The organism is Colwellia sp. MB3u-45 (assembly GCF_014077005.1).
Lineage (GTDB): Bacteria > Pseudomonadota > Gammaproteobacteria > Enterobacterales > Alteromonadaceae > Cognaticolwellia.
Genome location: NZ_JACGVC010000032.1, coordinates 15,468 through 37,574, shown reverse-complemented (window position 1 = coordinate 37,574; position 22,107 = coordinate 15,468). Strand labels below are relative to the sequence as shown.

16 protein-coding genes and 3 tRNA genes are annotated in these 22,107 nt (G+C 38.1%); 7 read left to right on the top strand and 12 right to left on the bottom strand.

The genetic code is table 11. The annotated features are described in order from the left end of the window. Window positions 1–24: 24 nt before the first annotated feature. The 7 genes from H4J41_RS00660 to H4J41_RS00630 form a co-directional block, all read right to left on the bottom strand. A tRNA-Asp gene (locus H4J41_RS00660) sits at window positions 25–101 on the bottom strand. A 51-nt stretch (window positions 102–152) separates the two neighbouring features. Beyond that, window positions 153–229, bottom strand: a tRNA-Asp gene (locus H4J41_RS00655). A gap of 51 nt (window positions 230–280) precedes the next feature. Continuing rightward, window positions 281–357 (bottom strand) — tRNA-Asp (locus H4J41_RS00650). 169 nt (window positions 358–526) lie between these two features. After that, complete coding sequence (locus tag H4J41_RS00645; protein WP_182138419.1) at window positions 527–1,783, bottom strand: TIGR03503 family protein; 1,257 nt, start codon at window positions 1,781–1,783, stop codon at window positions 527–529. A gap of 95 nt (window positions 1,784–1,878) precedes the next feature. After that, a complete protein-coding gene (gene dnaQ, locus H4J41_RS00640; protein ID WP_220460855.1) occupies window positions 1,879–2,613 on the bottom strand; it encodes a DNA polymerase III subunit epsilon in 735 nt (244 codons plus the stop codon). Window positions 2,614–2,674: 61 nt separating this feature from the next. Then, window positions 2,675–3,166: a DUF2919 family protein gene (locus tag H4J41_RS00635; protein ID WP_182138418.1), complete on the bottom strand. Its 492-nt coding sequence runs from the start codon at window positions 3,164–3,166 to the stop codon at window positions 2,675–2,677. Window positions 3,167–3,172: 6 nt separating this feature from the next. Then, window positions 3,173–3,937 carry a DUF599 domain-containing protein gene (locus H4J41_RS00630; RefSeq protein WP_182138417.1) on the bottom strand — a complete coding sequence of 255 codons (765 nt, stop codon included), beginning with the start codon at window positions 3,935–3,937 and terminating at the stop codon, window positions 3,173–3,175. A gap of 830 nt (window positions 3,938–4,767) precedes the next feature. Between H4J41_RS00630 and H4J41_RS00625 the strand changes: the two genes are divergently transcribed. Beyond that, entirely contained in the window at window positions 4,768–7,056 is a 2,289-nt protein-coding gene (locus H4J41_RS00625) for a carbohydrate binding family 9 domain-containing protein (protein ID WP_182138416.1), read from the top strand. A 211-nt stretch (window positions 7,057–7,267) separates the two neighbouring features. On the opposite strand, the gene H4J41_RS17515 is transcribed toward H4J41_RS00625, so the two are convergent. Continuing rightward, window positions 7,268–8,485 carry an RDD family protein gene (locus H4J41_RS17515; protein WP_259364447.1) on the bottom strand — a complete coding sequence of 406 codons (1,218 nt, stop codon included), beginning with the start codon at window positions 8,483–8,485 and terminating at the stop codon, window positions 7,268–7,270. A gap of 433 nt (window positions 8,486–8,918) precedes the next feature. Here H4J41_RS17515 and cysK point away from each other — a divergent pair, with 433 nt between their 5' ends. Both cysK and H4J41_RS00610 read left to right on the top strand, forming a co-directional pair. Beyond that, a complete protein-coding gene (gene cysK / locus H4J41_RS00615) occupies window positions 8,919–9,896 on the top strand; it encodes a cysteine synthase A (RefSeq protein WP_182138415.1) in 978 nt (325 codons plus the stop codon). 246 nt (window positions 9,897–10,142) lie between these two features. Beyond that, entirely contained in the window at window positions 10,143–10,577 is a 435-nt protein-coding gene (locus H4J41_RS00610) for a hypothetical protein (protein ID WP_182138414.1), read from the top strand. Between the two features lie 208 nt (window positions 10,578–10,785). Here the strand turns inward: H4J41_RS00610 and ggt are convergent, their stop codons facing one another. Beyond that, window positions 10,786–12,528, bottom strand: a complete 1,743-nt coding sequence (gene ggt / locus H4J41_RS00605; protein WP_182138433.1) for a gamma-glutamyltransferase — start codon at window positions 12,526–12,528, stop codon at window positions 10,786–10,788. 242 nt (window positions 12,529–12,770) lie between these two features. After that, a complete protein-coding gene (locus tag H4J41_RS00600; protein ID WP_182138413.1) occupies window positions 12,771–13,397 on the bottom strand; it encodes a tRNA-uridine aminocarboxypropyltransferase in 627 nt (208 codons plus the stop codon). Window positions 13,398–13,621: 224 nt separating this feature from the next. Here H4J41_RS00600 and H4J41_RS00595 point away from each other — a divergent pair, with 224 nt between their 5' ends. After that, complete coding sequence (locus H4J41_RS00595) at window positions 13,622–14,650, top strand: sensor domain-containing diguanylate cyclase (RefSeq protein WP_182138412.1); 1,029 nt, start codon at window positions 13,622–13,624, stop codon at window positions 14,648–14,650. Between the two features lie 236 nt (window positions 14,651–14,886). Further along, entirely contained in the window at window positions 14,887–15,486 is a 600-nt protein-coding gene (gene rrtA / locus H4J41_RS00590) for a rhombosortase (RefSeq protein ID WP_182138411.1), read from the top strand. Here rrtA and H4J41_RS00585 read toward each other — a convergent pair. After that, the gene (locus H4J41_RS00585) at window positions 15,476–16,963 is read right to left on the bottom strand and encodes an FMN-binding glutamate synthase family protein (RefSeq protein WP_182138410.1); all 1,488 of its coding nucleotides are present in this window, start codon (window positions 16,961–16,963) and stop codon (window positions 15,476–15,478) included. The two genes, rrtA and H4J41_RS00585, sit on opposite strands and share 11 nt — an antisense overlap. A gap of 388 nt (window positions 16,964–17,351) precedes the next feature. Here H4J41_RS00585 and H4J41_RS00580 point away from each other — a divergent pair, with 388 nt between their 5' ends. Together H4J41_RS00580 and H4J41_RS00575 are read left to right on the top strand one after the other, a co-directional pair. Beyond that, on the top strand, window positions 17,352–18,095 hold the full coding sequence (locus tag H4J41_RS00580; RefSeq protein ID WP_182138409.1) for an ABC transporter substrate-binding protein: 744 nt from the start codon (window positions 17,352–17,354) through the stop codon (window positions 18,093–18,095). Between the two features lie 174 nt (window positions 18,096–18,269). Beyond that, window positions 18,270–19,112 (top strand): ABC transporter substrate-binding protein, encoded by an 843-nt coding sequence (locus tag H4J41_RS00575; protein ID WP_182138408.1) that lies wholly within the window; start codon window positions 18,270–18,272, stop codon window positions 19,110–19,112. A 227-nt stretch (window positions 19,113–19,339) separates the two neighbouring features. On the opposite strand, the gene H4J41_RS00570 is transcribed toward H4J41_RS00575, so the two are convergent. Further along, entirely contained in the window at window positions 19,340–21,835 is a 2,496-nt protein-coding gene (locus H4J41_RS00570) for a prolyl oligopeptidase family serine peptidase (RefSeq protein WP_182138432.1), read from the bottom strand. Between the last annotated feature and the right edge of the window lie 272 nt (window positions 21,836–22,107).

The window sequence follows — 22,107 nt, the reverse complement described above, 5'->3', positions numbered from 1 at the left end:
AGGACTTACAACCTTTGAAACAATTGGCGGAGTGGACGGGACTCGAACCCGCGACCCCCGGCGTGACAGGCCGGTATTCTAACCAACTGAACTACCACTCCACACATCTTGCTTCTGTAAATTTTGAAAGGACTTACAACCTTTGAAACAATTGGCGGAGTGGACGGGACTCGAACCCGCGACCCCCGGCGTGACAGGCCGGTATTCTAACCAACTGAACTACCACTCCACACATCTTGCTTCTGTAAATTTTAAAAGGACTTACAACCTTTGGATTAATTGGCGGAGTGGACGGGACTCGAACCCGCGACCCCCGGCGTGACAGGCCGGTATTCTAACCAACTGAACTACCACTCCACATATTAATCGCTGCTTTCAACACAACTCGTTGAATGCGGCGGAATAATACGGTTAAGATTCGATGCCGTCAACCAGTTTTTTTCATTCATTTGCTTATATGTCTAATTGATGAGCAATACGACGTTTTTAACAGCAAAAATCTATAATACAATACCATTAAGGAATTTTATTTACGCTTTTTACATCGTATAAAAACAAACATCAATGCGGCAATTATGATCACTAAGGTGTTTCCGCCAACAATATACAAAAGTGTTGCTTGTTGTTGGTTGGCAACTTTAGCTTCTTGCATGGCTTTTACTTGCGCAAGCTTTTCAGCTTCCATTGCTGCATTAGCAATTGCTTGTGCACTTTTTTGCTCAGAGGTTAAATTATTAGACCCGCGGTTAACCGCTAAGATACCTCCTTCGGGTAAGCGATCAACATTAAAAGTAAACTCAGGTAATATTGCTTGAAACTCTCTGCCATTTTTAATATCACCAAACACCCCTACTTTTATCCGGTGCACTCCAGGCTCGGTAAAGGCAATTGTATGCGAACGGGTTAGGCCTTGCTCTTGCACTACAGTAAAAGGTTCTACTTGTTGATCGGGAAAAGTCACTTTACCTTGAATGAGAATACTGTCAGCTTTAACCAAACTATCATCAATAGTAAAGGTAACCAGATGTGTCTTATTTTCACCTTGGTTTGTCACTACTGATATGCTGATGGGGTTTTTCTGCACTACAATCGGCTTTTGTCGTAACTCTCTTGTGATCATAGGCATTTTAACAATATAAATAGGTTGCCACTCGCCTGGGGCAAAATCCAATTCAAATTCACCGGTAAACAAGCTGTCATTGGCACGTTCGTCTAAATCTCTGCCGTTATCATAAAATGAAGCTAATTGAATGGGCGCTGCGCCAAAATTGTCGAAGGCCGAGTTATTGGTACTAAAAAAATCAACATTAAGTGTTAATACGTCTTGAAATAAAGGGTCGTCAATGATCAAATCGCCATTAAATAAGCGCGCTACCACTTTTAATGTTTCACCTTGTAAAATAATTTTGGGTAGTGGTGTCACTTCTAATCTAATTTCTGATACCACCATAATTTTGCTGTCGGCTTGTACCTGTCCTATCACTTGCCATGGACCAATCATCGGTGATTTTATCTTGAGCATATCGAAGGTTTCATCATCAAACCATTGCACTTTATCTTCAGGGTAATTGTTGATGTTTAGTTTTGAACCATCGGGGCGGATAAGAATAATGGGTTTGGCGCCACTGCGGCGATAAAATATCAGTGTTACTTCATCGAGTTGTTCGTCAATACGAAAGCGATTGTCAAAATAAGGAATTTGATTGGTGGCGCTATCATCAACATATTCAATTTCAGCGCCTATTTGCTCTGCATTTACGCTTAGGCTGAACATTAGTGCCATTATCACCCTAGCACAGCGTGCTATGAATAATGGTTTGGTGTTAAACAAAGCTATTTTTGCTTTACTTATTTTTGTCGTATTTATTTCAACCCTACTTATTTCGACCATAGTGGCGCAGCCCCTTTGTCATTAACAATAACTAAACGTTTTTCGTGCTCAGCTAGTTCATCGGCAGTGGCAACCAAAACCTTTAATTTTTGGTGATTACTATTAACTCTGCGAATGGCGTTGGCATCTTCTCCTTGGCTATCACCTGATTGCAAGTTCAACGTTGCCTGTTTACGGGTCATTTCAATGTAAACAAACGCCAGTAACTGCGCATCTATTAACGCACCATGGTAAGTACGGTCAATTAATTTATCAACCTTATAAAAACGGGCTAAATAATCTAAGGTCTTAGGTGAGCCAAATTCGTCTTTGGCTACTTTTAAGGTATCGGTAATACTACAAATATCGGTTGTTTTAGGCAGGCCTCGCACCATCGAAAACTCATGGTCCATAAAACCAACATCAAACTTGGCATTATGAATAACTAAACGAGCACCTTTAATAAAATTAACAAAATCTTGGCTTACTTGCTCAAACACTGGTTTGTCACGTAAAAATTCGTCGGTTAACCCATGAATATTAATAACTTCTTGGTCCATAACCATTTGTATGCCGCGCACCGTTGGCTTGACATAAACGTGAAAATTTCTGCCAGTTAGCTGACGGTTGATCATTTCTACACAACCAATTTCAACAATACGGTGTCCTTCACGAGGGTTAAGACCTGTGGTTTCTGTATCCAGTATGATCAGCCGTTCGTCTTGTGTATTTTGTTCAATCAATGTCTAACCCTTTAATTTTTTGTCATGCCTTTTTTACATGGTGGTATGAAGGCTTTTAATGTCACTTTTCAGGTAAAGCTTCAGGAAATTCTGCAATGTTAATGGTAAGTCTTTTACTCAATAAAATATAGACAATCGCGGATATTACCAACGAACAATGTACTAGCAACCAGGTTATCGATTGAAGTTGCCAAATAAAATAGCCTAAAACCCCAATAAACAAATCAAAAGTTAACGCTACAATGAGCAATACCTTACATTTTCGCCAACAAATACGCACCCAAACTTGCGCTTTAGGTCGGCGTAAACTTAAAATAAGTACAATAAACAAGCCAATAACACCTGAAGCTAAATTTAAATAAAACAGTGCAGTTTGTGGAAAAATCCACTGAATCATACCCACGTGATCACGCATATTAGTCACTGACATGATCCAAATAATATAGGCACGCAATATAAACAGTAAAATAATGTAAATACCGGGTGCTAATTTTAAGCAGTCAAAACTATCAAAGTGTTTTGGTAAAAAGTGCGCGTAATATTTAGCTGACATAAAGCATTACTTATCACTAACGTTTTGATTAGTGTTTGTTGTATTACTGGCCTTTGCATGCCTAGCAACAGACTCAAGCTCCAAATACTTTTGCCCTAAAGTAATCGCTTTGACTGCTTTTGAGCGAAATTCGCGGTTGTACAAAGTATAAACAACAAATAAGCTGGCTATCATAAAAATTAATGGATGAAAAAACCAACATAAAGCAGCAATAGAGAAATAATAAGAGCGTAAACCGTAGTTATAAGAATGAGCCGCTTGGTCTTGCACTACGGCCATTTGTTCAGCATATTTTTTCAAGTTTTCATTCTCACCACTTTGGTCAAACGGACAAGCGCCAATCATGACGTTCACAAAACCATATTGGCGCATTGACCAAGTAAATTGAAAAAATGACAAAACAAAAATAAACGTGAGCAAACTGAGCTTTAATTGGATCATGACATGATTAGGAAAGCTAGCATATGGAATTGAGCCAATCACTGACTCAAGTCGCTCTACTTGAGCAAACAAGGTTAAAACACCCGCTAATATTAACAAGGTAGAAGAAGCAAAAAAGGAAATATTACGTTCTAAATTAGCGAGTAAGGCGGCCTCACTCACCCGAACATCACGACCAATAATTTCATACATCCAATAAATTCTATGTTGATGCAAGCATCTTGCAACACAGTTGGTTGTTTTTGCTTTTTTACGTGCAAATCCGGTATACCCCACCCAACAAATAAAAAAACAGCAAAGCGCGATAACATCAAGCAGAGAAAATGGCATAGTAATTACAAAGACTTATCATTTTTAATAAAGATGAAGTTATTATGCTCTACAATTTTTTAAGATTCGAGCAATTATTCATTAATTCTTCATTAATTCTTCATAATTTCTGTATAACTTTTGTATGATTTTTATATGATAATATCAATTGAAATAACGAATGAGGTTACTTGGCGTTATACTAAAAAAAGCTAAAAAATAGGATGGTAAATTAATCGTGTTAACAAGTAACTAGCTAATAAAAACCGCTTTAGCAGCCAAATTAATTGCAACCTAAATAAGTACCTCGACGTTAAACATAAGGTAAACTTAAGCAAAACCTAGCCCACTGAATCCCGATGGCAAAAAGGTAGTTATTACTCAATTAATCGATTGACACACTGGCTAGCAATTTAGTCTAAAAATTTTGTACTTTTATTTATCATAGCCACACAAGCCCATTCTACTATTGATATAGCGCCGCATAATTAGCACCGAAAAACATTAACCAACATAGCAAAAAGTCATCTACCAAACGACTCTCTATCGCAATAAAATCAAACGATGAATGGCCAAGTTTGTTCATCAAACCTAGCTATGCTTAGCTTAAATAAGCCTCATAATTCGTCTCATCAATAACACCATAAATAGCGTCATAAGTAGCCATATAAATAAGGCCATATTTTTATATGGCTAAAGAAACCATCATTAAAAGAGTTTTTTTCTACCAAAACAGAAGTTTACATTGCCATTGTTTAGCAAATTTGTAACAATTTGTTAAAAGGAATTCTCGTTAACGTAGAAATTATTACGTTAAAATATAAAATAATAATAAGATTGGAGTGGTAAATTTGAAATTTAGTATTCGTGGCATATATACACTCGCCAGCGCATTTATACTATTTATACAGCCTAGTGTTGCTCAAGAAAACACCGTAGAACTGGCACAATTAAATATTCCCCATGTAAACCTTAAGTTAGAAATTGACGGTAAGTTAAATGATGCTATATGGCAGCAAGCCCTTGATGTATCGCTTGATATTGTTAACAGCCCTTGGAACAATAAATCTAGCCCAGTTTCAACAAGCGCAAAAATTGTTGAAAATGGTGATTTTCTCTACATCGCTTTTATTGCCCAAGATCCTAACCCTGAATTAATTCAAGGATTTTTAGGTGACCGCGATACTCGCTGGAGAGATGACTTAGTCGGTTTTAAATTAGATACTTACAATAATCGCCGTTTAAACTACGAGTTTTTTGTTAATCCACACGGCGTACAACATGACGCTATTTTCAATGAAATGACCGGCAGTAAAGACGAAGCCTGGGATGGTATTTGGCAATCTGCTGGTAAAATAACGAAAACCGGCTATCAAGTTGAAATTGCGATTCCCTATCATATTTTAAATTTTGACGACAATGATGATGTTAAAACTTGGGCAATGGAGTTATTGCGCTTATACCCACGCGATACACGTTTGCGGATATCCCACATTGAACTTGATCGCGACGATTCCTGTTGGTTATGTCAAATCCCAGAAATAACCGGATTTAAAGACGCTAAAGCCAGCAAAAATATTATGATCACGCCAACCTTAGTCGCTAGTAAAAGCGAAAGTCGTGAAATATTTGCGCCAACAACAGATTGGCAAAGTGAAAACGATATTGATGCCGGTTTAGATCTACGTTGGGGCATTAACGCCAACACCTTATTAAATGTTACCGTCAACCCAGATTTTTCTAATGTTGAGTCAGATGCCGGCCAGTTAAGTGTTAATAAAACCTTTTCATTATTTTATGATGAAAAACGTCAGTTTTTTGTTGAAAATTCAGAATATTTTTCCAGTAACTTTGATCTTGTCTACACGCGAAACATTGCTGATCCCGAATACGGCGCCAAACTAACAGGCACCCAAGGCCAACATAGTTATGGCGCATTCATAACCAATGATACGCAAACCAATATTATTCTGCCTGGTAATACTGGATCAAGATTAATTTCATTAGATGAAAAGAGTGAGTCAGGGGCAATAAAATATCGCTATGATGTTAACGACGATTTATCTCTTGGTGTTATTAGCACGTTACGCCAAACCGATAGTTATCATAATTTTGTTTCAGGGCTTGATTCAAAATATCGTCTAAATGACTCAAACTCATTCCAAGCACAAATATTGGTGGCTGATACTAAAGACTCAGCACAATTTACCGACAGCGGCCAAGCAGAAAACTTTAACGACCATGCCTTTAAAATTCAGTATGAACATGATTCTGAATATTGGCAGGTGTTTTCAGAACACCAAGAAATAGGCACAAAATTTCGTGCTGATTTAGGTTTTATGCCACGTGCTGATTATCAAAAGAGTAACGTGTTGGTTAATCGTTTTATCTATGGCGAACCTGACAGTGCTTGGCAAAGAATGAAGTTTGCTGGCCAATGGCAAATATTACACAATGAAAACGGTGAGTTATTGGAGCGCTCAGTCTCTTCAAGCTTCAGTATTGATGGCCCAATGCTATCACTTTTCGATGTAATGCTGGTTAGCGCTGATAAAATTGGCTTACGCCGTCATGAACTAGATTTTAATTTACCTATTGATAACAGCATTGACGGTAACACCCAGCGTTTCCAAGAAAATCAGCTCGTTATCTATGGTTATATTCAGCCAACAGCGCAATTTTCCACTGAGCTTGAATTAACCATTGGCGATAAAATTGATTATGTTAATGACCGAGTTGGTGATATTACAGAGCTTTATGGCTACATAAATTATAATGTTAATAAACATTTAGAGTTTGAGTTCTCGCACACCTACAGTAATTTAGAGGCCGACAATGCCAACGTGTTTACCGAAAACTTAACTGAACTTCGTGTTTCATATCAGTTTAATATTTATAGCTATTTGAAATTAAACGTTGTTTACACCGATATTGACTTCAACCTAGATAATAATCCCAGCGCCTATTCAATAAAAAATAACAACTTATCAACACAGCTAATTTATGCTTATAAGATAAACCCACAAACCGTCTTTTACTTAGGTTATTCAGATAATAGTTATCAAGATGATAGATTAAAAAACTTAACGCGAGATCAACGTACCATTTACAGTAAAATTAGTTATGCATGGTTGCCATAAGTATTAATATTAGCAGCTTAAATTAATATTAATCACATCAGCTATCAGTGTAATCAATAACAAAGTAAGCGCTTGATTACGCTAATAACTTACCGTGCAAAAAAGATTAATGCCTATCCCTAGCCTGCCTTGTGCCTAAAGGCAGGTAATTTTAACTTTTGTCGTTCAGTACTCAACCAGTATTCGAGGCTGTTTCATAATATCAGTGGTTTTAAGCAACGGTCTGCTCAGCAGTGTTGGTGCTGCTTATTTTACTCTCAGTATCAATATTAGTATCATTAACGACAATTGTTGCTGAAATTTTATCATGAATAGCCTGTCGATTAGGGTCCCAAAATATCTGTGCAAAGCCAAGTAAACCTGTGGCTATGCCAGCACCATAACCACCATAACGCCCAAAACTGTCCCATATTGATAACGGCGTGCCATCAAGCTGGATCACTCTAATACTAAACAGCTTTTTGCCCGGTGTTTGACCATTCCAAAGTGCGGTAAACATAGTGAAATAAAATGCTGCCCAACCAAAACCTAGCCCCAGATCTTCGACTAAACCTTGTAACCAAGCAAAGCCTTTATATACCGATGAACTCGACGGAACAGCAACCGTAGGTTTATTTTTATCTATTTCGCTTGTGGTATTACTTTGTTCAGCGCCAGTAACCGCAACTTTTTTCTCAACTTTGTCTTTAATCAATGGCGGCTTCGTCTGAGCAGCTAAAGGTAATTTTTCAAGTTGCACACTTAACTGGGTTATTTCTTGCTGACTTAAACGGCTTTGCTTAGCCACACGTTCAAGTAAGTCAGCATTAAATTTGTTAATTTCTAGCCTCGAGGCTGTTTGCTCACTATAGGCCGATGATAAACTTTCACACAACTGCAGCCAACATGGATAATCAACACAGTCAGTCTGAGAAGTTGCAACGCCTGCGGCTAAGGTGAGTGCGGCTTTGATAAAATCATTATCCTCTGAGACATTAGTGTTTGCTTCAGTCATATTTTCTGCATGGCTTTGTATTTTATTACTCGATAATGTACCTTGGCTCTGCCCTGCTTGCTCAACATCATGATTAAAGGTCTCTAATTCAGCAAAGAGCTTGGGTAAGATATCAATCAAGACGACGAAAACAATTAACGCAGCAAAAACACGTAAAATTATTTTGCTTAAAGCACGTTTTTTAGCCAATTTATTACCACGTTTTCTACTGCCCAGTTTAAATAGCGTTATCGCCACCAAAAAAGCCAATAACTCGCCCGGAGCACCACTTAACAAAGCGACCAAACACAAATCTACTAACAGTGCCATGCCTCGGCGCCACGGCACAGCTAATGATATACCAAACAGCGACTTATCAATTTTAAAAGCCAGTGGTGTTAATATTTCACGCGTTTCTTCATAAGACAATTTTTTTACTTGAATTTTCGCCATCATTGAATCTCTTTGTGATACTTTATTAAGTAACTTATCCAAAACTTAGTTTATAAATTACCTGCCACCCTTGTCCATCTCTACCTTCGGGGCTTACTGTACTTTAGCTATCTGTAAATAAATTAAATATAATAATATCAAAGAGTTGATTTCCCCCTAACTATTACAACAGCGATATAGATGACATAAAGCTATACTCAAGTATACAAAAAATACACATCTAAGACCCATTAGTTAGGTATCTATTCCTTTTTTGCATATAAGATACCGAAATATCACTTCTTTTTCTGCCATAAAGGGTTAACCTACTTGCAATAGTGTTAACCTACTTACAATAGTGTTAATGAACTGAAATAGCTTTTGGTGGTTAACACGTAAAATATCTATTAAACCTGTATGCCATACTCGGTCAATGCAATGAAAAAAGGATTAAAGAATGTCGACTATATTTGAAGATAACTCAACATCAATTGGTAATACACCGCTAGTTAAACTTAACCGCATAGTTACGGGTGAAAATACTGCAAATATCTACGCCAAGATTGAAGCACGTAACCCAAGCTTCAGTATTAAGTGCCGCATTGGTGCCAATATGATTTGGGATGCCGAGAAAAAAGGTTTGCTTGTGGCCGGTAAATCTATTGTCGAACCCACCAGTGGTAATACAGGTATCGCACTAGCATTTGTTGCTGCTGCTCGTGGTTATAAAATCACCCTAACTATGCCAAACACCATGAGTATAGAGCGTAGAAAGTTATTAATTGCGCTAGGGGCTAAATTAATATTAACCGACGGTGCTAAAGGCATGGGTGGTGCTATTGCCAAAGCACAAGAAATTAAAGATGCTGATCCAGATAACACAGTACTGTTAGGTCAATTTGATAATCCAGCTAACCCTGAAATTCATGAAAAAACTACCGGGCCTGAAATTTGGCGTGATACTAAAGGTAACATTGATTTCTTCGTTGCTGGTGTTGGTACAGGTGGCACAATTACCGGTACAACGCGATACCTTAAAAGTGTTGCTGAGCATAAAATCACCTCAGTAGCGGTTGAACCTACAGATTCGCCTGTTATTACTCAAGCAATCGCGGGTGAAAAACTAACACCGGGTCCTCATAAAATTCAAGGTATTGGTGCTGGTTTTATTCCTGGCAACTTAGATCTTTCACTTATTGATGCCGTTGAACAGGTATCAAATGACGACTGCATGGCAATGGCGCATCGCTTAATGAAAGAAGAAGGTATACTTGCCGGTATATCGTCTGGAGCTGCCGTTGTAGCCGCTAAGCGTATTGCTGAAAGACCAGAAAATGCGGGCAAAAACATTGTCGTTATTCTTGCTAGCTCTGCTGAACGCTACCTTTCAAGTCCATTGTTTGCTGATTCATTTTCTGAAGAAGACCTGGCGTAATAGCCAAAAAACATCAAGCTAAGTTTTATTGTTAAGTCATTATTATTAAATTATGACAATTTACTGGTTTTTTGACAATTAAACGCTAGCTTGAGCTGAATTTTAAAAGCCTGATTTGAAAGAGTCAGGCTTTTTTTGATCTTAAAATATTATACAATTTATGTCAGTAAAAATTAGCTTACTCTATCTTTGATGCCTACCTTTACGGTAAAATGGCGTTAAGTTCACAAAGTTATCTGTTACCCTATGAATTATTTAAAATTAATCATCTTAAGTTTCGTTGTTTTGTTCTCTGCCTGTAGTAAAGAAAACAACAACAAAATTCATAATCTTGACAACCCAGAAGAGGTTGCCATTGAATTTTTTAATGCCTTGTATAATGAACAAAATATTAAAAAAGCTGCATCGGTTTGTAGTCCAAGATTATCGCGCATTATTCTGCACTATCAATCACCCAGAGCGGTTGCTCGCCATTTATTCAATATGTCATACGATAAAGTTGATATTACGCCCGATGATAGTGGTGTTAAAGTAAGAGAACAATTTAAAAACTCTGCGGAGATTACTATCTATTTTGACGGTTATTACCAAAATGACCGTATAAAAGATGTTAAACGATTGTTGCTAGTACAAATTGATAATGAATGGATTATCGAAAAGAAACTAAAAGACCCCTTTTAATTGCTCCCTAAAACAACATCGCCACTCTTCCACATCTTCACATCCATGTAGTCGTGGCATTGCCGACATAGGTGTAAATGTAGATCTCGGTACTTAGCTTTTGTCGGGAAGAAAAAAGCTGACCATTTATCTTGAATATAAAAACGGCGTCAATATTGACGCCGTTTTGTTTTTTAAACTTTAGCTTTAGTTAAATTTTAAGTTTAAGTTAATAACCTATGGCTATACCTTCGCGACGAGGATCAGCCCCACCTCGCAATTTACCCTTAGATAATTCAATCGCTTGAATACCACTGTTTAAATCACGCACCACAACCTGATGCCCTTTTGCTTCTAACGCAGACTTAAGCTTGACTAAATCGCTGCCTTTTTCCAATGTGGTGACCTTATTGCGATTAGTGATGTGGGGCAAGTTAATCGCAGATTGTGGATCAAGTTGCCAATCTAAAATAGCGATCATGGTTTGCGCAACATAATTAATAATTCGGCTGCCGCCCGGAGAGCCTAAAACAAGCTTTAAAGCCTTGTCTTGAGTAAATACCATCATAGGTGCCATAGAGCTTCGCGGACGCTTACCTGGCTCTAAACGGTTAGCTACCCACTGGCCATTCTTTTTTGGATCTAATGAAAAGTCAGTCAATTGATTATTGAGAATAAAACCTTCAACCATCACCGCAGAGCCAAAGCCCATTTCAACACTGGTGGTCATAGAAACCGCATTACCGTCTTCATCAACAATGGAGATATGGCTGGTTGAAGGCAATTCATAAGCGTTGTCGTCAGCTTGTGCCAGTGCACCTATTGGTGTGCCTGCCACCGCTGTACCCATATCGCTATCAGGATTAATCAACGCGGAGCGCTGCGCCATATATGGCTTTGAAATTAACCCCTGTGTGGGTACATTCACAAAGCTGCTATCGGCAATATAACGGTTACGATCGGCAAATGCCAAACGAGAACTTTGGCTAAATAAGTGGCTAAACTCAACATCTGCTAGCGATAATTTGGCAATATCAAATTTCTCAAGTTGTCCAAGTATTTGAATAACCGCCACACCACCCGAACTTGGTGGTCCCATGCCACACACTTGATATTGTCGATAAGGTCCACATACCGCCGGTAATTCTTTTGCGCGATAGTTTTTCATATCAGCTAATGTTAAACGGCCTGGGGCAATGGGTGATTGTTGTACTGCAGCAACAATTTTCTTTGCGATCCAACCTTCATAAAAAGCATTGATGCCGTTTTTAGCAATACTACGATATACCGTCGCTAATTTTGGATTTTTTAATAACTGCCCTGCTTTTACTGCCTCACCATGAGGAAAAAAGTAGTTTTTAATCGTCGGTAATTTCGTAATACCGGGGTTAAACTCCATTGCCACCAGTTTTTCTAGCCTAGGTGAAACAATAAATCCTGTTTCTGCTAAATTAATTGCATCTTTAAACAATACCGCCCAAGGTAGCTTGCCATACTTTACGTGCGCCTTGTTAAGACTTGCTAATACCCCAGGTACGCCAACAGCATGACCACCAACAACGGCTTTTATCCATGGAATAGCTTGACCATTTTCATCTAAAAACATATCTGTTGTTGCCGCCGCTGGTGCGGTTTCTCTGCCATCAAAAGTGGTTAGCTGCTGAGCTTTTTTATCCCAATGCAACATAAACGCACCGCCACCAATGCCTGAAGATTGTGGCTCAACCAAGGTTAATACCAATTGAACTGCAATAGCAGCATCTACAGCACTTCCACCTTGCTTAAGTATATTCAAACCGGCTTTACTGGCATAAGGGTTTGCTGCTGCTACCATGGCATGCTCGGTAACAACGGTTTGCTTAGCGATAATACCTGTTGCCGCTTCTGGTTCACGGTCTTCTCTTTTTTTATCTGGCGCTGCTACAACCAACAAACTGGTGGAAATAAAGAGTAAAGATAATAGCCCTTTCATGGCTGAATTTGACATGCTGTTCCTTAATAAATAATTGACGATAAGTTAGATTAATCTCACTAATTTTCTGATCATTTCAGCTAATTTAAACAACTAGCTATTACAATAAGTGCCTTTTATTAGACCCTTTTATCTGTGTATAAAGTAGACCGGCTCATTAAGGCAACTGGTCTACTTTAACGACCATAACATTGCCCAAGATATTAACACCTTCATTAACAGGTCTATATCTTATTCAGCCATCAGTCACTATGCTGACTAAATGATTGCTGAAATTTATTAAATTTTACAAAACTATTTAACAAGTTTTGATACTTTTCAGGCTCATTTTCTACGCGGGCTAAAGCATGACAGCATGCTTCGAGTGATGATAGCGCATGATCTTTTTTGGTTTTTCTAATCTCATAAAGGCTGGCTATGCCTTGCGGTAAAACAATATGCTTTATATTATGTAAGCAAGCATTGCTCATAAACATGCGATAGGCTTTTTTCCAAGTACCATCAAGTATAATAATGCACTTAATTTCACTCAGCTTAGGCTCTATATCCTCACTTTGATTATTATCGGTAATAGTTAACGCTGGAAAATTCAGCGTTAAAGCCTGCTTACTCGGATATAACAAGACTATGTTGTCAGCGTATTGTATCAGGCACTGCCTTAAAATATCAGAATCCGCAAAGGTTTCGCCCACTATCACCTCGCAGTTCGCTAACGATTGTTGTAATAAGCTGACCGTACCTTTGCTTTGCTTAACTTCACTGGGATGTTGCAGCACAATAACAGGTATGTGGTTATCAATAGCGACAGTAAAAGCGCAAATACAGGCTTTTTCAGGCCGTTGACATTGTTGACATAAAACTCGGGACATTAATTTAAAATAACAAAAAAATAGGATGGCTAAGTTTACGAAACTTTATCGACGAGTTTAAGTCATTTATTACATTACTTTTTAATCTTGTTGTACTTAACTCATTTCGAATTGCTAATTCAACCAATCACCGCTATTACTTAGGGACGTTGTCGATATCGCACCGAAGCAACGAGTGTTTTTAAACATCGTTGTTTTCAGAATGCATTTAGCAAGGAGTTTCCATGCATAAAACCTATCAGCACAGTTCGGCTAGCGCTTCAGATCATACCTTAAATACTATCTTAAATATTATTGTTGAAGGTGTTTGGGACTGGAACAGCAATACCAAAGTAGTGACCCGCAGCCCAAGCTGGTACCACATGTTAGGTTACGAATTTGCTGCTTTTAGAAAAGATGTATTTACTTGGGAAAATATCATCCATCCAGAAGATTACCCTAGAGTAATGCATGAGTTTGAGCGTTATATATCAGGAGATATTAACGCTTACGATATAGAATATCGTTGTAAAAAATCAGACGATAGTTATTTATGGATTGCAGATCGCGGTGCGATTATAGCAAGAAATACCGATGGCAGTGTTGACCGGATGATTGGCGCACATCATGATATACACCAACAAGTTATGGCTCAAACCGACCTGATTGAAAAAAACAATCTATTACAAGATAGTCACTTATCATTAGAAAAAGTTATTGCACAAAAAACGGATGAGTTAGCCAAAAAAAATCAACAATTAGAACGAAAAATTATCGAGGTTGAGTCTGTTTCAAACATAGACCCTTTAACAGAAATTGCCAATCGTAAGCTTTTTGAAACGGTATTAAATAAAGAGATCATACGCGCTGATCGCTATCACCACCCTTTGACCCTAGTCATGTTTGATCTAGATAAATTTAAAGACATTAACGATCAATATGGCCATAAAGTGGGTGATAATATTCTTTGTATTATAAGCAAACTTGTTGCCCAAAACATTAGAGATGTCGATTTATTTGCTCGCTGGGGTGGTGATGAGTTTGTTATTATCTTCCCTGAACTCTCTCAAAAACAGGCACATCAAACCAGCGATAAATTACGAGAAATGATTAGCCAATATCAAATAAAGGACAAAATATCAGTAACCTGTAGCTTTGGCATTGCACAATATAACAGCGGTGACTCAATAGACAGTTTATTTAAACGGGTAGATAAACAGCTTTATATTTCAAAAGCACAAGGTCGTAATCAAGTTTACTCTGAAGTTATTTAAACTATTTAAGTTATTTAAGTTATTTAAGTTACGTAGGAAAAGTTTATTGTTTATTGTTTATTGTTGATTGAAGTGTAACTGAGCAGATATAGCTATCAAGCTGAATCCATACTCACTGGCCATTACTCGCTATTACTCACTATGCTCACTAAAACAAATGTTTATAAAGCTCCAAGCAACTGCTAAAGTGCGTTGAATCATATCACGCTATAAATTTAAACAAATAATAAAAACACATGCTGCAATTAAAACCTCTACCCGTAAACAAAACTCACAGTCTTGGCCCTTTGATCGTATTCACGCTTGCTTTGAGCGCCTTTATCTTTGATGCTCAAATTTCTGACTTGCTCATTTATAATCGCAGCTTAATCACAGCGGGAGAATATTGGCGCATAATATCAGGCCATTTTTTTCATTCTAATGCTAATCACTTTCTACTGAACACCGCCGCAGTCGCTCTGCTATGGGCCTTGCATGGGCAATATTATAGCTATAAAAATTACCTGTTAGTGTTTCTGACCAGTGCCATAGTTTGCAGCCTGGGTATTTATTGGTTTTCTGTCAACATTGAACTTTATGTTGGGCTGTCAGGTGTTCTACATGGCTTTTTTGTTTGGGGGGCATTAATGGACATCAAGCATAAAGAAAAAACCGGCTATCTGCTGTTAATCGGTGTGATGGCAAAAATCATTCATGAGCAAATTTACGGTGCCAGCGCCGATGTAGAAATACTTATCGGTGCAAGTGTTGCCACCGATGCTCATTTATATGGCGCGATCGGTGGCTTGTTAGCTTTTATCTGGTGTTATTTTACAGCTAATAAAGCTAGTGCTTAGTTTCGTTATAGGGATGTAATTTATCAAGCGCAATAGATAAACCGTTGTCTTGAATAACCCGAACATGGTGACGGCCTAGACCTCTTGCCTGGGTAACACCACATGAATGTGCCAACAAGCCAACACCGTATAGAATGTACTTATGATAATTGGCAACACGCACAGCTTTACTGATCGGGTCTAACCCTTGTTGTAATCTAGGATCATGCGTAGTAATCCCCGTAGGACAGGTGTCTTTATTACACTGCATTGCTTGAATACAACCTAAAGAAAACATAAACCCTCTTGCTGAATTTACAGCATCGGCCCCCATTGCCAGTGCCCAAGCAACTTTTGAAGGTGTGATCAATTTACCTGCACATATAATTCTAATTTGGTCACGTAAACCATATTCAACGAGTAAATTAACAACCAGCGGTAAGCTTTCTTTTAACGGCAAGCCAACATAATCCATCAAGGGTTGTGGTGCTGCCCCCGTACCACCATCAGCACTGTCTATGGTAATAAAATCTGGCGCAGATTCTGGCCCTTGGCGGTTAATCTCTTCAAGTAAATCTCTTAACCATAACGATTCACCGATAACCGCTTTAAAGCCTACAGGCTTACCGGTGACTTTGCGTACTCGATTGACCATGGTCAAAATATCTTTCACTGACTTAATTTCTGGATGAGCATTGGGACTAATTGAGTCTACACCTACGGGTATACCTCTTATGCTAGCTATTTCTTCAGTCACTTTTTTGCCTGGTAATATGCCACCTTTACCGGGTTTAGCACCTTGACTCATTTTTATTTCAAACATTTTAATTTGTGGCATAGCCGCTAATGCAGCCAACATTTTGTCGCATAACTGTCCGTGCTCATCCCTTACGCCATATTTTGCGGTGCCTATTTGATAAACAATATCTGCCCCACTGGCCAGATGATGTTCACTAACGCCGCCTTCACCTGTGTTCAACCAGCATCCTGCTTTTGCTGCACCATCTGAAAGTGCTTTGATTGCTGGTGCAGATAAAGCACCAAAACTCATCGCTGAAATATTAAAAATTGAGTCTGTGATGTAAGGCTTTCTACATTGACGACCAAAGGTAATAGAACTCGCTGTTACCGCGTCTTCTTCCAGGGTTGGAAAAGCACAGTTCATAAACATTATGGTGCCAATGGGTTCAAGATTTCGTGTCGAGCCAAATGCCAGGGTACGGTCAACATTTTTTGCTGCACGATAGACCCAGCTGCGCTCGGCTCGATTAAAGGGTAGCTCTTCTCGGTCCATGGCAAAAAAATATTGTCTAAAAAACTCCCCCTGCTTTTCAAAAAAATATCTAAATCGGCCAATGACTGGATAATTACGCCTTATCGCCTGTTTATTTTGCGTTTTATCTACAATGTACATATAGATTATCGCTAATACGCCTAGCCCCAACAATAATATAAATAGTGCAGAAAGCGTTTCTACATAACCTAGCATGTTATCCATGTTTACCTCGTTAATCTTGTTGGTTTTTTCAGTTGATTTTAATCTGATATTTTATCAAGAAATCATCGACAAAAAGCTATCGAAAAGACTCAGAATATGGCATTTATCATATCATCATAGACTAATTGATAATGCATAAAAAATGTACCATGACCTTATACAAGCACATATACAGGCACATATACAGGCAGTATAGTATTGCCTTAATAAAAATCACTTTAGCATCAATCAGTTTAAATCTGTGGCTTTTTCATGTCAGTTGTATATGATGATTTAGTGACCATAAAAGTGGCTTAGTGAATTTTCAAAAAGGTTACTATCAATATATAAATCCTTTTTTAACTAAGGAGTTCATATTAATAAATTTCGCTCTACAGCATTAACATTATTGCTACCTGTATCATGGGTTAATGCTGAAAATTCCCCCTCGATACATTTAGTTACCGAGCACCTACCACCATATCAAATAGAAGCCAAAAATAAATCGCTATCGGGCTTTGCTGTCGACGTTATTAAAGCAACAATGAAACGCAGTCAATACGACTATACCTTAAATAGTTATTCGTGGAGTCACTCTTATAAGTTAGCCCAAGTAAAAGCTAATCACTGTATATTTTCTCTTGCTCGCACAAAGTCACGAGAAACCCTTTTTAAGTGGGTGGGGCCGATATATTACGTCAACAATACCGCGATGTGGGCACTTAAAACTCGCACGATTAAGGTGGAAAACCTAAACGATGTAAAAAAATACACTGTGGCCGTAAGTCGCGATGATATGACCCATATCGGGCTAATAGAACTAGGTTTTAAAGAAAATGAGCACCTTTATGTTTTAGATAATACTAAATCCTTGGTGAAATTACTCTTGACTCGACCCGGGATAGATTTAATTGTAGCGAATGATATGACGATAAAATTTCATACAAATTTAGCTGGTGTGACTATAGATGATCTACAACGTGTCTATGAAATTAAAAGCTTACCTTTGAATTTATTCTTCGCTTGCAGTAAGCAAACCGACGATAACATAATCAAACATTTATCAAAAAATTTGCAAAGCCTTTACCAAGATGGCAGTTACGATACTATTTTAAAAAAATGGCGTGACCAACTGCTCAGCCCTGACTTCTAGTATAATTCAATTAATGGTTAATAAAAAAACACTTAAAACGCCATAATCTTCTGATTAAAAATACATTTTACGCAATTATTGACTAAAATTTAGCTTTCTAATGTTAGTTTTATATGATTAAAATTAAAGAAGATTACAATCATAAATGGGCTTTGGCTTAATAAGGGATATCAATTGCAGAAAACTCAAAATAACCACAATGTTATTGCTCGTCATAAACAGAGTAGCGCAAGTCTGTATATAAAAAAAATATCATACATTGCTTTAACATTACTATGGGTTGCTTTGCCTATCAGTGCTAACAAAAATCCAGTTATACATATAGTTACCGAACATTTACCCCCATACCAAATAGTGACTCAAAATAAACCACTGTCCGGCTTTGCTGTAGATATTATTAAAGAGACAATGGCACGAAGTCATTATGCCTACTCAATGAAAAATTATCCTTGGGTCCGCTCTTATAATTTAGCCCAAGTAAAAGCTAATTACTGCATATTCTCCATTGCTCGGTTAAAGTCACGAGAAAATATGTTTAAGTGGGTTGGGCCAATATCCAGCGTAAGCAATACGGCAATGTGGGCACGTAAAGGTCGCCATATTAAAATCTCTAACTTAAATGATGCAAAAAAATACATTATTGCCGTTAATCGAGATGATATCGCTCATACCGGATTAATAGAGCGAGGCTTTAACGAAGACGAAAACCTCTATGTTTTAGATAACACAAATTCATTGATTAGTTTATTGATTACTCGACCAGAAATAGACCTAATCGTCGCCGATGATACGACCATAAAATTTCGTACAGAATTAGCGGGAGCTAATATCAATGAGCTGCATCGGGTCTATGAAATTAAAGATTTACCACTAAATTTTTTCTTCGCCTGCAGTAAAAAAACTGACGATAACATCATCCAGCATTTATCAAATAAACTACAAAGTCTTTACCAAGATGGCAGTTATGATGCTATCTGGGAAAAATGGCGTAACACACTCACCAGCCCTAAGTTATAAATTAGTTTCGATTGAGTTATTAATCAAATATTGGCACTATTTCACCTAACGTGAATAACTTCATTAATGTTGTAGAACCCTATTTATAAGCGATGTAGGTCATCAGACTAATACTGGAGCAATTACCGAGGTGGCCAGCAAAGACTATTTTCTTGTACCATTGTCGACATCCTGAAACTAATAAAGGCCTCAAATGAGGCCTTTATTATTGCTTATCATTAAAATTTTTATAAAGTAGTTTCAAACAACTTATAAATTCTCCGGTATTCATTTAACCAAGAGCTAGGTTGAACAAAACCATGGGGCTCTACTGGATAAATAGCGGTTTCAAAGTCTTGTTTTTCTAACTCAATTAAGCGCTGAACTAAACGCACAGTATCCTGAAAAAACACATTGTCATCGACCATAGGTGCATTAATGAGCAGCGGTTTTTCTAAGCCTTCGGCGAAGTAAATTGGTGAGCTACGTTCATAAGCAATAGGGTCATCACCCGGCATATTTAAGATGTTAGACGTGTAACCATGATTGTAATAAGCCCAATCTGACACTAAACGTAGCGCTGAACCTGATTGAAATAATTCAGGGTCGGTGAACATTGACATCAAGGTTAAAAAACCACCGTAAGAGCCGCCATAAGTACCTACACGGTTAGCGTCAACATTGGCATTTTCCACTAACCAATTTACGCCATCACGCATATCTTGCACTTCGGGCTTCCCCATATGGCGGTATATTGCTGTACGCCAATCACGGCCGTAGCCTTTTGATGCACGGTAATCCATATCGATAACCACATAACCTTGTTGTACTAACATGCTGTGAAACATATATTCACGAAAGTAACCCGACCAACCTAAATGCGAATTTTGCAAATAGCCCGCGCCATGGCTAAACATTACCGCTTTGTTTTTAGCACTGGTTTTATCGTAACCTTTAGGTAAGTAGACTTTTGAGTATATTGGCTGTGCTTGATGTGATGACTCGATAGCGACTACATTAGGTGCTGCCCAAGGCATTGCCAGAAACGCTGCTGAAACGGTATGGGTTAATCGCATTGCCTCAGTGTTGTTAGTCATGTCTTTAACATAAAGCTCTGGTGGTAAGGTGATTTCTGAATGCTCAATTAACAGTTTAGTTTCATCAGGGCTTAACGTGTAATTATTCATACCCCCTAAATCGGTTAACGCAGTGATTTTACCTGACGAGATATTCACTTTGTAAATTTCATAAATACCTGGGTGTTTTTTATTGGCTTTAAAGTAAATATTTTGTTCATCAGCAGATACTGTTAAGTCGTTAACTTCAAAATTACCTGACGTTAAGGCTCTTGCTTTGCCATTTATGGGCTTAAGGTATAAGTGTGCATAACCACTTTCTTCTGAAAGATAATATAAACTTTCAGTGTTATTTAACCAACCCTGTTCGTTAAAAGTGTAATTTATCCAAGCATCATCATGTAAACGGTGTTGAGAAATTAAGGCTTTACGGTCAAAATCAACTGTTGTGATCCAACGGTCTTTGTTATCCCAAGCTTCAAGCATAATAGCGACTTGCTGACCATTTTTTTGCCATTGAATAGGGGCCCACGCTTGCATAACATGAATATTACGCGCTGATTTTTCTGATTTATATTCTTTACCTTCGCGGGCATAATTTTCTTTACGCACACTGGCTAGCACGTCTTCATCAAAACCCGGTAAGCTGTCATAACTCAACAAGGCTTTTGTGCCTTGGCTTAAATCTAAAATATAAAGCTGTTCAGCATATTGGCGGTTATCGGCAACGCGTGTTCGCACCTTTTTCGCCTTAATATCGCCGTCGTTAGCAATATAGTTAGGCATAATATCACTGTCTTTACCTGGTGACTTATCCGTTGCCACACTGACCACTAATTTATCGCCGGCCGGAGACAGACTCGCATGCACAACTTCATTGCCTTTACCTAGGTAAAAGTTTGTTTGGGTTACTGTGCTATTTTTTACCCTTAACTGACGTTTTTGCTCGGCACGTAAGTCTTTGTTGCGCTGCTGTAGCGCAACATATTCAATCAGTTCATGTTGTTCAGTAGCGATATAGCTTGGTGTATCGAGAACAGGCTCTTCTGCGTCAGTCATTTTTAAGTTGGCTAACTCAATAATTTTTTGACTCGTCATATCATGGGCGTAAAAGATATTATCAACACGATAAGCGATATTACCATTAGTTAAAAACATCGCTGATGATTCAACGGCCGAGGTATAGGTTAACTGCTGCACAGTTTGAGTGGCCAAGGCTTTAACAAAAACATTGCCTTCAAAGGTGTATACCTCATGCGTACGGCTATTATTTAATACCGCATTAGTGTCAGCAACCACGTGCATTTGCGCTAATTTAACTAACTCACCATTACCTTGGGTGCTTAAGTTTTTTTGTACTAAATCACGTAATGGGTTGCCTTGACGCTTTTGCTTGTAAAACACAGTTTGGCTGTCGTCACCCCAATACCAAGACTCAGGAGAGCGGCCAAACCAATCAGGATTTGACATGATTTTTTCTAAGGTAATCCTTGTTGCGCTTGTTACACCTACAGATGGCTTTGCTAGCACTTCACTGGCAATAACGTCACTAGCGATAACGTCACTCGTGGTAGTAGTCTGACTGTCTAGTGCAACCTGTTTTTGCTCTGTCGATACACAAGCGACTAAAGAAAAACTAATAGCAGCGGCAATTAATTGTATTTTCATCATTTATTTATACTTATATGGGGTTGCTTATATTAGGTAGCTTATATTGGCTTACTTATAAGGGCTATTTATCTCAACGTTGGCACAAAATTCAATGGCACTGAAATGATTAACCTTGCTAATCATTAGAATCCTGCAGCTAGTTATACTAAAAAATAGCTTAATTTTCAATGTCTCTGCCTTGTAACACGACCAATAACAAATTTTATACGATGAAAGCCTCTATCAGGTAGAACAACCTAGCAGAAAAAACCAAGAGAACTTTTTTAAAT